This window comes from Acinetobacter sp. WY4 (assembly GCF_018438165.1).
Classification (GTDB): domain Bacteria; phylum Pseudomonadota; class Gammaproteobacteria; order Pseudomonadales; family Moraxellaceae; genus Acinetobacter.
Genome location: NZ_CP053947.1, coordinates 1,646,518 through 1,658,763, shown reverse-complemented (window position 1 = coordinate 1,658,763; position 12,246 = coordinate 1,646,518). Strand labels below are relative to the sequence as shown.

General features: G+C 42.8%; 11 protein-coding genes. 10 read left to right on the top strand and 1 reads right to left on the bottom strand.

The genetic code is table 11. The features are described 5' to 3' along the window. The first annotated feature begins 502 nt into the window (after positions 1-502). From G4D73_RS07820 to G4D73_RS07790, 7 genes are all read left to right on the top strand, one after another. Entirely contained in the window at positions 503-1,459 is a 957-nt protein-coding gene (locus G4D73_RS07820; RefSeq protein WP_004278531.1) for an RluA family pseudouridine synthase, read from the top strand. Positions 1,460-1,805: 346 nt separating this feature from the next. Next, positions 1,806-2,474, top strand: coding sequence for an HAD-IA family hydrolase (locus tag G4D73_RS07815; RefSeq protein ID WP_213686464.1), 669 nt, complete (start codon positions 1,806-1,808; stop codon positions 2,472-2,474). A 407-nt stretch (positions 2,475-2,881) separates the two neighbouring features. Continuing rightward, positions 2,882-3,679, top strand: a complete 798-nt coding sequence (locus tag G4D73_RS07810; protein WP_086044161.1) for a 2-keto-4-pentenoate hydratase — start codon at positions 2,882-2,884, stop codon at positions 3,677-3,679. A gap of 24 nt (positions 3,680-3,703) precedes the next feature. Then, on the top strand, positions 3,704-4,600 hold the full coding sequence (locus tag G4D73_RS07805; protein ID WP_213686463.1) for an acetaldehyde dehydrogenase (acetylating): 897 nt from the start codon (positions 3,704-3,706) through the stop codon (positions 4,598-4,600). A gap of 12 nt (positions 4,601-4,612) precedes the next feature. Then, positions 4,613-5,632 (top strand): 4-hydroxy-2-oxovalerate aldolase, encoded by a 1,020-nt coding sequence (gene dmpG, locus G4D73_RS07800; protein ID WP_005245890.1) that lies wholly within the window; start codon positions 4,613-4,615, stop codon positions 5,630-5,632. Between the two features lie 429 nt (positions 5,633-6,061). After that, positions 6,062-7,324, top strand: a complete 1,263-nt coding sequence (locus tag G4D73_RS07795) for an OprD family outer membrane porin (protein ID WP_213686462.1) — start codon at positions 6,062-6,064, stop codon at positions 7,322-7,324. Positions 7,325-7,603: 279 nt separating this feature from the next. Beyond that, positions 7,604-8,464: an alpha/beta fold hydrolase gene (locus G4D73_RS07790; RefSeq protein WP_213686461.1), complete on the top strand. Its 861-nt coding sequence runs from the start codon at positions 7,604-7,606 to the stop codon at positions 8,462-8,464. A gap of 381 nt (positions 8,465-8,845) precedes the next feature. On the opposite strand, the gene hcaR is transcribed toward G4D73_RS07790, so the two are convergent. Then, positions 8,846-9,754, bottom strand: coding sequence for a DNA-binding transcriptional regulator HcaR (hcaR, locus tag G4D73_RS07785; protein ID WP_044111817.1), 909 nt, complete (start codon positions 9,752-9,754; stop codon positions 8,846-8,848). A gap of 281 nt (positions 9,755-10,035) precedes the next feature. Between hcaR and hcaE the strand changes: the two genes are divergently transcribed. The 3 genes from hcaE to hcaC are packed head-to-tail and all read left to right on the top strand — an operon-like array spanning position 10,036 to position 12,244. Then, on the top strand, positions 10,036-11,403 hold the full coding sequence (hcaE, locus tag G4D73_RS07780) for a 3-phenylpropionate/cinnamic acid dioxygenase subunit alpha (RefSeq protein ID WP_004278520.1): 1,368 nt from the start codon (positions 10,036-10,038) through the stop codon (positions 11,401-11,403). Next, positions 11,400-11,918, top strand: coding sequence for a 3-phenylpropionate/cinnamic acid dioxygenase subunit beta (gene hcaF, locus G4D73_RS07775; protein WP_071850449.1), 519 nt, complete (start codon positions 11,400-11,402; stop codon positions 11,916-11,918). Before hcaE ends, hcaF begins: the two co-directional genes overlap by 4 nt. Further along, positions 11,918-12,244: a 3-phenylpropionate/cinnamic acid dioxygenase ferredoxin subunit gene (gene hcaC / locus G4D73_RS07770; protein ID WP_213686460.1), complete on the top strand. Its 327-nt coding sequence runs from the start codon at positions 11,918-11,920 to the stop codon at positions 12,242-12,244. The genes hcaF and hcaC overlap by 1 nt, the downstream gene beginning before the upstream one ends. The last annotated feature ends 2 nt before the right edge of the window (positions 12,245-12,246 follow it).

Below are 12,246 nucleotides of genomic sequence, written 5' to 3'. Positions count from 1 at the left end.
CTGTCACATTGCTCGAAGATCATCCCTTCTTTATAGAAAGTGTCTTGATACGGAATTGTCGTCGTATCTTTACAAACTGTGCAGATCCAATGCATCAACGCTGTAGCCTGAAGTCGTCTTCAGGTTGCGACTAATCTGATGTGTATCAGTTTACGTTTAAAAACCAACAAAGTTGGCGACATATTTTTTAAGACAAACTGATTTATGTACCTGAGGTACAATTAAACGCAACAGTTTGCTTTGTTTGCCGATATAATAAGCCTTCGGCGTGGCATAATTCTTTGGGGACCTTCCCGTATCATGTGAGTCTTTAATTGAACAATCAAGTTCAGAAAAATCTGAAATGATTCAACTTTTACTCACAAACGATGGTTTCCGTGCGCTGACTATATCAAACCTTGCATCATCTGCCTATGGGCTAAGCTTATGTTTCTTGTGTAAAGCATAACCTAAGTGATCAGTTTTTAATCAATTTTAGTATTTTTTGGGTCATAGTAACTGTATGAATTCTACGCAACAATGGCAAAACGTCACTTGGTTTGAAGTGGATGAACATCAAGATGGACAACGCATCGATAATTTCCTGTTTAGTCGTCTGAAAGGTGTGCCAAAAAGCCGTATCTATCGTCTGATTCGTGAAGGCCAGGTTCGCGTTAATAAAAAACGCATTAAAGCAGAAACCAAACTCGCAATCGGTGACCAGATTCGCGTTGCGCCGATTCGCTATGAACAAAAAGATGAATCTGCTGCACCTGTTTCTGACAAAGTGGCACAAGGCTTATTGGCCCGTGTGATTTATGAAGATGAAGGTTTGATGGTCGTGAATAAACCTTCCGGGATTGCTGTGCATGGTGGTAGCGGTGTGGCCTATGGCCTGATTGAGGGCTTGCGTGCCGCAACCGGTAAAAAGTATCTGGAACTGATTCACCGGATTGACCGTGATACTTCCGGTCTGGTGATGATTTCCAAAAAGCGTAGCGTGTTGAAAACATTACAAGATATGTTGCGTGAACATAAAATCAAAAAAACCTATGCCGCTGTAGTAAAAGGGCAGGTCAGTCTGGATAAACAGCTGATTGATGCACCTTTACATCGTTACGAGCTGGCCAATGGTGAACGTCGTGTCTGCGTGTCCCCGAAAGAAGGTAAAGAGTCTAAAACCCAGTGGAATGTGCAGGAACGTTTTATGCATGCCACACTGGTGTATGCATCTCCGCTTTCTGGTCGTACCCATCAGATTCGTGTTCATGGTTTGAGTATTGGTCATCCGCTAGTAGGCGATGAAAAGTATGGTCATGAAACAGAATATCGTGGGCCAAAACCACGCCGTTTGTGTTTACATGCAATGCGTCTGGACATTCCGGGCTATCCAGCAATTGAAGCACCATTGCCAGAAGATATGCAGAGTCTGGTGGCGCAGTTAAGAGCGCAGAAAGCGGATAAACCGGCTGCCCAATAAGGACTTATTTTTTCTTTTAATAAATTTAATCCACCCTCACCCTCCTTTGAAAAAGGAGGGAATTCCCCTATTTCTTAAAGAGGGCTAGGGGAGATTAAATTTCAAAAGAATCCTCTCCCTAAGCAGCACTGCTGAGCAAGTCTCCTTCTTGCACGTCGTTTAAAGCAGTGCTTTAAACTCGTTCAGGAGAGGGAACGTTACTTATTAAATAGTAATGTTGAATTAAAACTTCATTGATAATTCGACTTTATTGGTTCTTTTATTAAAGTCATTTGCTTAAGAATGAAAAATTCCTTCTCCTTGTAGGAGAGGGCTTCAAGACTGAATCAAATCTAGGAAATCTTTTATGAACTCACCTGTAAAATTGGTCATTTTCGATTGGGATGGCACTTTATTTGATTCAGTCGGTCAAATCGTGGCGAGTTTGCAGTTTGCCGCACAGCAGTTTCAGCAGCCGTTAACGGATGCAGATGCGAAAAGTATTATTGGACTGGGTTTACCTGAAGTTGCACAGCGTTTATTCCCGACAGTACCAGAATTACATAGCGATATTTTACAGGCTTATTCCGATCATTATGTTGCCAACTCATCAGGAGATTCCTGGTTTGAAGGCGTAGCGCACATGCTCGCAGATTTACAGCAGCAAGGCGTGAAGCTGGCAGTAGCCACAGGGAAAAGCCGTAAAGGTCTGGATCGTGTATTAAAACAGACGAACAGTGAAGAGCTGTTTGTGAGTACGCGCGCAGCCAGCGAAACCCATTCTAAACCTCATCCACTCATGTTAGAAGAAATTCTGGCGGAAACCGGTGTGCAGGCTGAACATGCGATTATGGTCGGTGATACGTCTTATGATCTGGAAATGGCGCAAAATATTGCCATGCCAAGCGTTGGGGTAAGTTATGGTGTGCATGAACCTGAACTTTTAGCACAATTTAATCCAGTCTGTATCGTGGATGATGTGGCTGCTTTGCATAGCGCTTTGTTGGCTAAAGTCCAATGGAAACAAGCAGTTTAATCCAGTATCTTGGTTGTAATGAAAAACAAGCAGTTCCCCGGTTTAAATTGGCTGGGGAATGCTGCAGATTTAAGCGCTGGTTCTTATCTTTTAGTCTAAAGTCGTAATTGTACTGATTTTATTCGGTCATATTATGGTAGTTATTTTGCTAAATAGCGATGTGTTTTAAATAATAAGATTTTGTTTTATTTAAATTTTTATGAATTCTCCTTATAGATAATAGCTATAGCAAAAAATAAAATAACTATTGGCATAAAAGCCGGATTTTTCCCATCCTAAAACTGTTTATTCCTATGCTCGATCTGAGAAAGGCAGTCCATGCGGATGATCAGCCTGATCATTTTCATATTTTCTGTCCCTCTTAGATCCCGGCATAAGCCTAATTTTTGCAGTTTAAGGAAACATTGATGTCGAATTCTGCTGTTGTTGAATCAGTTGCACAAGCACTTCGTAGCGCTGAATTATCACAAACTGCGATTGCACCGATTCGCCCGGAACTTGGCGGTGAAAGTGCTGACGTAGATATCGCCTATGCCGTTCAGGAAGTGAATACCGAGCGTGCTTTGTCTGAAGGTCGCCGTCTGGTGGGTCGTAAAATTGGTTTGACGTCTAAAGTCGTTCAAGCGCAACTGGGTGTAGATCAGCCGGATTTCGGTATGTTATTTGCCGACATGGCCTATGGCGATGGTGAAGCAATTCCAGCTGGCCTTCTGATTCAGCCGAAAGTTGAAGCAGAAATCGCATTGGTGATTAACCAGGATTTAACCAAAGAAAAACACACGTATGCAGACATTATCAGCGCAACTGATTATGCACTGCCTGCAATTGAAGTGGTCGATAGCCGTATCGAAAACTGGAAAATCAGCCTGATTGATACTGTGGCGGATAACGCATCTTCTGCTGCATTTGTCTTGGGTTCTCAGCCGGTTAAGTTAGAAAAACTTGATCTGGTGAACTGCAAGATGGTGATGACGCGCGGTGAGGAAGTCGTTTCTCAAGGCGTGGGTAAAGCATGTCTTGCAAACCCACTCAATGCTGCGGTTTGGCTTGCAGATGAAATGGTGCGTCGTGGCCGTCCATTGTTGGCAGGTGACATCATCTTGACGGGCGCTTTAGGTCCAATGGTTGTGGCGCAACCAGGTGATGAATTCAAAGTTGAAATTGAAGGCTTCGGTTCAGTAACCGCTGCATTCGCTGCTGAATAATCAAGATTCCAAGAGAGTACATTCATGAAAAAGATTAAATGTGCAATGATCGGTCCAGGGAATATTGGTACTGATTTGCTTTATAAATTACAACGCAGCGAATGGTTAGAGCCTGTTTGGATGGTGGGGATTGACCCGACTTCTGAAGGTCTGGCGCGTGCTGCAAAAATGGGTTTAAAAACCACAGCTGAAGGTGTCGATGGTCTGCTTCCTCATATTCTTGAAGATGACATCAAAATTGCATTCGACGCAACTTCTGCCTATGTCCATGCTGAAAACAGCCGCAAGCTCAATGAACTTGGCGTGCTCATGATTGACTTAACGCCTGCTGCGATTGGTCCATTTTGTGTACCACCAGTCAACCTTGAAGCATTGCTACAAGCGGGCGAAGTGCCTAACGTGAACATGGTGACTTGTGGTGGTCAGGCAACGATTCCGATGGTGGCTGCAGTTTCTCGCGTTCAACCAGTTGAATATGGTGAGATCATTGCAACTGTATCGACCAAATCTGTAGGTCCTGGTACGCGTAAAAACATCGACGAATTCACACGTACCACTGCGGGTGCAATTGAGAAAGTCGGCGGCGCGAAACAGGGTAAAGCGATCATCATCATTAACCCGGCTGAGCCACCTTTAATGATGCGTGACACAGTACATTGCTTGGTTGAAGGCGAGCCGGATCAGGCAGCGATCACTGAATCTGTACATGCCATGATCAAGGAAGTTCAAAAATACGTACCAGGTTACAAGCTTGTAAATGGTCCTGTATTTGATGGCAACCGTGTATCAATTTACTTGGAAGTTGAAGGTCTGGGTGACTTCCTGCCGAAATACGCAGGCAACCTGGATATTATGACTGCAGCAGCTGCACGTACTGCAGAAATGTTCGCAGAACATGTGTTCAACATCGCTGAAGCTTAAAGGAATACCAAAATGTCTAAGATTATTGTTCATGATATGACTTTGCGTGATGGTATGCACCCGCAGCGCCATCAAACGACTGTTGAGCAAATGATTGCAATTTCAACCGCACTTGATGATGCAGGCGTACCTTTAATTGAAGTAACGCACGGTGACGGCCTGGGCGGTTCATCAGTGAACTACGGTTTTGCTGCTGCAACAGATGAAGAATATTTGTCTGCTGTTGTGCCACGTATGAAAAATGCAAAAATTTCTGCATTGCTTCTTCCTGGTATCGGTACGGTTGACCATTTGAAAATGGCACATGAAATTGGTGTCTCTACCATTCGTGTGGCGACGCATTGTACTGAAGCGGATTGTTCTGAGCAGCACATCACCGCTGCACGTAAACTAGAAATGGACACCGTCGGTTTCTTAATGTTGGCGCATATGGCATCTCCTGAAAAATTGCTTGAAGAAGCAAACAAGATGGTGTCTTACGGTGCAAACTGTATTTACGTGACAGATTCAGCGGGTTATATGCTTCCGCAGGACGTGATCGACCGTGTGGGTCACTTACGTCAACACTTGGATTCAAGCATTGAGCTTGGTTTCCACGGTCACCACAACTTAGGCATGGGTGTATCGAATACTGTTGCTGCGGTTCAAGCAGGTGCGGTACGTGTTGATTTGGCGTCTGCAGGTTTAGGTGCTGGTGCGGGTAATACACCACTCGAATTGTTTATCGCTGTGGCAAACCGTATGGGTATGGACACTGGTGTTGACTTGTTTAAAGTACAAGACGTTGCTGAAGATCTGGTGATTCCAATGATGCACAACCCGATCCGTGCCGACCGTGATGCGGCAACTTTAGGTTATGCCGGTGTTTACTCTTCATTCCTGTTGTTTGCTAAACGCGCTGAAGCGAAATATGGCGTATCTGCGCGTGAAATCCTGATGGAACTTGGTCGCCGTGGTACGGTTGGTGGTCAGGAAGACATGATTGAAGACCTGGCATTAACCATGTCTAAAGCGCGTGAGTTACAAGCTTAATTTTTAATGCAATCGTATTAAAATAAGGCTAATAAAAAAGCATCCAAAGTGGATGCTTTTTTATTATGAAGTAGATTTAATAATATATTAAAACTCTGATCTCAGATATTTTAGTTATAGTGCTATGTGAAGATTATTTCAGTTTAATTTTTTCCTTAAACATAAAAACGATAAATAAAAAATATTATCTTAAAGTTTTTAAAAAAATTGCGCTTATTAATATAGGAAACAGAAATTTGAATTAAATATCTGGTCAAATTTTTATTTTCATTAATCGGTTTAAAATCTAAGAGATTGAGTGCTTAAATCTGGGCCCGGAATATGCAGAGCTAAAAGAGCAAAAGTTTAATACTGTGGTCGGATTTTTTATTTAAACCGACTTGCGCATGATGGCTGCATGGATTTTATCAGCTGAATGGGGAACTCATCATGCGTCGTCACAATTTATGGATTGCAATGCTTGCTGCGACAGCAACTTTAGGGACAACTGCAACGAATGCAGACTTTATTGACGACAGCAATGTTCAACTCAAATTTAAAAACTTTTATCTAGACCGTCAGTATCAAGATGACTATTCATCACGTAACTGGGGTTCTTGGTCACAAGGGGTGACTCTGGATGCCAAGTCCGGTTATCACGATATCGGTGGTGGTGTGCAGGTTGGTGCTGATGTACTGGTGCAACATGCAGTCAAACTCAACGGCCATGATAAAAATCCGGACTGGGTTTTACCGCACGATGGCAAAGAATCAAAAGATCATTTCGGTAAAGTCGGCGCGACCTTAAAAGCCAAAGTTTCACAAACTGAGCTGAAAGTCGGCGAGTTATTGCCGGTATCTCCAGTCTTGGTATTCGATCCATCCCGTCAGTTATTAACGACTTATAGTGGCGCTTGGTTAGAGTCTAAAGACCTTAAGGATACCAAGTTAACTCTGGCGTATATTGATGGTATTAACAACCGTTATGACAACCAGTTCCGTGACTTAACTAAATTTGCTCCACCAAGTTTCTATGATACGGGTGCTGAAGCTGATGGCATGTGGATTGCGGGTGTAGACCACCAGCTTACTAAAGAAGTAGGGGCGAGCTACTGGTATGCCGATGTTCAAGACATTTACCAACAGCATTATCTGGGTGTGAATTACAAAACTGCGCTCGGTGAAAAAACTAAATTAGATAGCCACATTCGTTACTTCGATAACTCGGAGTCAGGTGACAAGCTGTATGGTGAGATCGATAACCAGGCTGTGTCTGTCGCTGCAAAAGTGAATCATGGTGCACATACCGTAGGTGTGGGTTACCAGCAAATGTTTGGTGATAGCGCATTCCCGACATTGGGTGGCTGGGTGCCACAGCCTTATCTGGCGAACTGGGGGGTAGCGACTTTTACCGCGCCAGAAGAAAAGTCATGGAGTGTTTCTTATGGCTATGACTTTTCTGAAATGGGTGCAAAAGGCTTAAATGCAACAGCCGTATATTTCAAAGGTTATGATCAGAAAGGTACTGGGGCGTATCAAGGTCAGAACTTCAATACGGATGAAGTGAATGCCATCGTGAACTACACTGTGCCAGAAGGTAAATTAAAAGGTTTGGGTGTACAGGCGATGTATATTGATGTGAATTTTGCCAATCCAGCAAAACCAGACCTGCAAGAATACCGTGTCGCCACCACTTATACCCATAAATTCTAATACCCCTATATTTTAAAAGCAGTCAGTCTTCTGGCTGCTTTTTGGTTTAAGAATGCAGTTAAAGCCTTAGTTTATGTAGGGTTTAATTTATAAATTAATAAATAAAACAAACACTTAAATTATATCTATTTTGTAGGGTGCAATCGTAATTTTGTATCAGTTTGCTGCGGTTGAGCGGTTAATATAAGGGTGTACACAAGTCATTTTAATGAGTCAACTTGACGTCGAATTCTTGAAAATAGAGGGACACGCAAGCGAAAGACTGTAAGAGGAAGCAATATGAGCACTGTTCAAATCCCTGACTATCAAACAGATCCATTCTTTGGCTTAGAAGACAAATGGATTGAAACCGCTGAAGGCGAGTTGACCCATTACCACGAAATTGGTGAAGGTACGCCTATTCTATTTTTACACGGTTCAGGTACAGGTGTATCGGCCGCGGCAAACTGGTGGTTAAACCTGCCACAAATTGGTGAGCAAGCGCGTTGTATCGCGATTGATACCGTTGGTTATGGCCAAACTGTGGTTGCGCCGGGTACTGAATATGGTATCCGTGCCTGGGTAGATCATGCGATCCGTACGCTAGACGCTTTGGGTATCGAAAAAACCTGGTTGGTCGGCAACTCTCTGGGTGGCTGGTTAGCATTCCAGATGGCACTGGATTATCCAGATCGCATTTTGGGTATCGTGTCTATGGGTACGGGCGGTGCGAAACAGACAGCTGCACTTAAAGCTCACGCAAACCCAGTTCTTACAGAAGAAGGAATCAAGAAAACCCTTTCTATGTTTGTCGTAAACAAAGACCTGATTACTGATGAACTGGTAAAAGTACGTTTTGCTTCTGCTGCAAATGACTATGCATCAAATCGTTTAATGGATGTGGTTGGCGCACGTGACCGTGACCGTTTCGAATTTCCATTAGACTTCGAAAAAATGAAAGACATTACTGTGCCTGTACTATTGATTCATGGTACGCAAGACGTGGTGATTCCGGTTTCTCGTACTTGGGACATCCTGAACATCGTGCCAAATGCTGATGCACATATCTTCAGCCAATGCGGTCACTGGTCTCAAGTTGAAAAAGCAGATGAGTTCAACACTGTGATCAAAAACTACCTGGCTGTTCACGGCGTAAAATAAGTTTGATACAGTTTTAAAAAAGGATGGCTTTGGTCATCCTTTTTTATATCGGAAATATTTAAGGTAGCGCACCTAAGTGAGTTTGATTCTCATTTATTTGAATAAATATAAAAATCTAATAATTTTTATAGGTTTGAGCTATTTAAACTGAGAAAAATCCGAATGAAAATTTATTAGACTTAAGTGGTAAATGCAGTACATTTAGAGCTAAAAATACACAATTTGGGTCAAGGGCAAGTGATAAATTTAAGCGCCAGAAATAGATTCTTTATTATAAAATAGAATTAAAAATGGATTCTTAAGCATAAAATAATAAAACAAAAAAAGCACATGCCTATCATAAGTTGAATGGCATATGCCTAATGCAGGGAAGAAATAGGATTAATTTTGTTCGCTACGGTTAATATCCAGATAGAACACACGGGTCAAAAGCTCAAGAAATTTGCTCACGACATAGGATTTGTTGTTTTTATGGTAGCTGACATACAGGTCTAAATAGGGCAACTCCACGTCCAGCGGACGAATCACGGTATTATCCATGGTTAGTGGTGCAATATAGCCAGGCAAAATGGTACAGCCTAGGCCCATTCCGATCGAGTTGATATTAAATAAAATATTATCGGCCTTTTGCACGATATTGAGTTCAATGCCGTTGGCTTTGGCAAAGTCCAGAATCGCCTGGTTCAGGGTCAAGGACTGCTCTGCTGATGGAATAATAAAATCAATACCATTCAATGCTTTAACAGGAATTCTTTCGTATTTTGCTAAGGGGTGATCTTTAGGCAGGAGAAAAATCAGCGGTTCACGAATCACGAACTGGCTTTCAATTTCATCACTATTGAAATTATGACGGGTAAATGTCAGATCTAGATCACCTTTTTTTAACAAACGCATCTGCTCATTGTTGTTCAGGCTGAGCAGTTCAATTTTTAAATCTGGGTTCTGTACACGTAGATTTGGCAAGATATAGGGGAAGATTTTCATCTCGGCTACCGGTACAAAACCGATACGGAGCATTTGCTGTTTGGCCTGTGACACCTGACGTGCCATGGCAACGGCTTTGTCCGCCTGTGCAAGGGTGAGACGGGCCTGTTCCAGGAATACGGCGCCTTCTTCGGTCAGCTCTACTTTACGTTTGGTCCGGTTGAGTAGCTTTACCCCGACATCTTCTTCCAGGTCTTTGATTTGCTGGCTAAGTGAGGGTTGAGCCGTATAAAGTTTAAGTGCTGCCTTACTAAAATTGAGCTCTTCAGCAACGGTGATAAAGTAGCGAAGGTGTCGTAATTCCATGTCATCAACCCAAAGAGTAATCCAAAAAATGTCTTACTATAATTTTCTCAAAGTATAATCTATAAACAACTATGTCGTGAAGATTATTTTCCCATTCATAAACTAAATGCTCTGGCGGGATTAATAGATGTTTTAATATAAAAATTCACGTGCTTAATAATTGCTTTAAGCTCTTAATTGAAACAAAAAAAATATTTCCCGAAAAACGCTGTCAAATCCATCATCGTTGAAAAGTTGAGTCTATTACTTTGTGCCAAAGATAGGTCACAGGAGAGCTTTTCATGAGTGGAAAAATTGATGTGCGCGAAATCGATGCTTTAGTCGATGCACAAAATGGACGTATTACGCCATCTATTTATACAGATCCTGACATTTACGAATTAGAACTCGAACGTGTTTTCGGTCGTACTTGGTTATTCCTTTGCCATGAAAGCCAAATTCCTAAGGCTGGTGATTTCTTCAATACCTACATGGGTGAAGATCCAATCATTGTGGCACGTCAAAAAGACGGCTCAATCAAAGCATTTTTAAACCAGTGCCGTCACCGTTCTATGCGTGTGAGCTTCGCTGACTGTGGTAATACCCGTGCATTTACTTGCCCATACCACGGCTGGTCATATGGCATTGACGGTTCTTTAAAAGATATCCCGCTTGAAGATCGTGCTTACCCGCATGGTGCATGTAAAGAGCAATGGGGTCTGGTTGAAGTGAATCGTGTGAAGTCTTACAAAGGCTTGGTATTCGCTTGTTGGGATGAAACCACACCTGATCTAGAAGAATACATGGGCGATATCGCTTGGTATTTAGATGGCGTTGTTGACCGTCGTCCAGGTGGTACTGAAATCATTGGTGGTGTACACAAGTGGGAAATCGAGTGTAACTGGAAATTTGCAGCGGAACAGTTTGCATCTGACCAATACCATGCGTTGTTCTCTCACGCTTCTGCGATCCAAGTATTGGGCGCAAAACCAGACGACGAATCTTCTAAAAAATTAGGTGCTGCGCAAACTGCCCGTCCAGTTTGGGAAACTGCCAAAGACGCGATCCAGTACGGTTCACGTGGTCACGGTTCAGGCTTCTTCTTCACAGAGAAACCAGATGCAAACGTGTGGGTTGACGGTGAAGTTGCCAACTACTTCCGTGAAACTTATGACGAAGTTAAAGAGCGCCTAGGCGAGACTCGTGCACTGCGTCTTGCAGGTCACAACACCATGTTCCCAACTTTGTCTTGGTTGAACGGTACTGCAACACTTCGCGTATGGCACCCACGTGGTCCAAACAAAACTGAAGTGTGGGCATTCTGTATTGCTGATGCTGAAGCATCTCAAGAAGTGAAAGAAGCATTTGAGCGTTCTGCAACGCGTGCCTTTGGTCCAGCCGGTTTCCTAGAGCAAGATGACTCTGAAAACTGGATCGAGATTCAAAAAGTTTTACGTGGTTATAAAGCGCGTCAAAACAAACTCATTATGGAAATGGGTAAAGGCAACGAAAAAGTACGTGAAGATGGTATCCCGGGTATCACCAACTACATTTTCTCTGAAACTGCAGCACGTGGTATGTACCGCCGCTGGGCAGATTTATTGATCCATGAAAAATGGGAAGACGTGGAAAAAGCAGCTGACGAATATGAGAAGGAGCTTATGAAATGAGTCAAATCAGCTTAGAACTTCATCACCAAATTAGTCAGTTCCTTTATCGCGAAGCAAAATTGCTAGACGATTGGAAATTCCGCGAATGGTTAGATACCTTAGCTGAAGATATTTCTTACACGCTACGTACCACACCAAACGCACAAACCCGTGACCGTCGTCGTTCAGTTGAACCACCTACCACTTGGGTGTTCAACGATTCAAAAGATCTTTTAGAACGTCGTGTAGCGCGTCTTGAAACTGGTATGGCTTGGGCTGAAGAGCCTCCATCACGTACAACACACATGGTGTCTAACGTGATCGTAGAAGCAACTGAAGTTGAAGGCGAATACGACGTGTACGTAACTTACTTGTTATACCGTACACAGAAAGAGAAAGACGTCGTGATTTACTGTGGTAAACGTCATGACAAGATCCGTAAAGTTGAAGGTGGCTTAGGCTTCCAAATCTTCAACCGTAAGATCACGCTTGACCAAGTTACTTACAGTTCACATAACCTGAGTGTGTTCTTCTAATGAATAAGATTTTTGTATGCCAAGTTGACGAATTAGACGAAGGCGAAGCGTTAAAAGTAGATTGTGGCGTAAACAGTATCGAAGCGCTTGCTGTATTTAACAATGGCGGTGAATTCTTCGCTATGAACGATAAATGCAGTCATGGTAATGCTTCTATGTCGGAAGGTTACCTTGAAGATGACGGTACTGTGGAATGTCCATTGCATTCAGCACGTTTCTGTTTAAAAACAGGTGAAGCATTGTGTCTACCTGCAACTGATCCAATCAAAACATTCCCAGTGATTGTTGAAGATGGTCAATTGTTTGTAGAGATGGCAGGAGAGTAAGC

Coding starts and splice junctions, on each gene's coding strand:
- G4D73_RS07805 (WP_213686463.1), top strand. CDS start 3,704: ATGAAAAAGATTAAATGTGCAATGATCGGTCCAGGGAATATTGGTACT.
- hcaE (WP_004278520.1), top strand. CDS start 10,036: ATGAGTGGAAAAATTGATGTGCGCGAAATCGATGCTTTAGTCGATGCA.
- hcaF (WP_071850449.1), top strand. CDS start 11,400: ATGAGTCAAATCAGCTTAGAACTTCATCACCAAATTAGTCAGTTCCTT.
- G4D73_RS07820 (WP_004278531.1), top strand. CDS start 503: ATGAATTCTACGCAACAATGGCAAAACGTCACTTGGTTTGAAGTGGAT.
- G4D73_RS07790 (WP_213686461.1), top strand. CDS start 7,604: ATGAGCACTGTTCAAATCCCTGACTATCAAACAGATCCATTCTTTGGC.
- dmpG (WP_005245890.1), top strand. CDS start 4,613: ATGTCTAAGATTATTGTTCATGATATGACTTTGCGTGATGGTATGCAC.
- hcaC (WP_213686460.1), top strand. CDS start 11,918: ATGAATAAGATTTTTGTATGCCAAGTTGACGAATTAGACGAAGGCGAA.
- G4D73_RS07810 (WP_086044161.1), top strand. CDS start 2,882: ATGTCGAATTCTGCTGTTGTTGAATCAGTTGCACAAGCACTTCGTAGC.
- G4D73_RS07815 (WP_213686464.1), top strand. CDS start 1,806: ATGAACTCACCTGTAAAATTGGTCATTTTCGATTGGGATGGCACTTTA.
- G4D73_RS07795 (WP_213686462.1), top strand. CDS start 6,062: ATGCGTCGTCACAATTTATGGATTGCAATGCTTGCTGCGACAGCAACT.
- hcaR (WP_044111817.1), bottom strand. CDS start 9,754: ATGGAATTACGACACCTTCGCTACTTTATCACCGTTGCTGAAGAGCTC.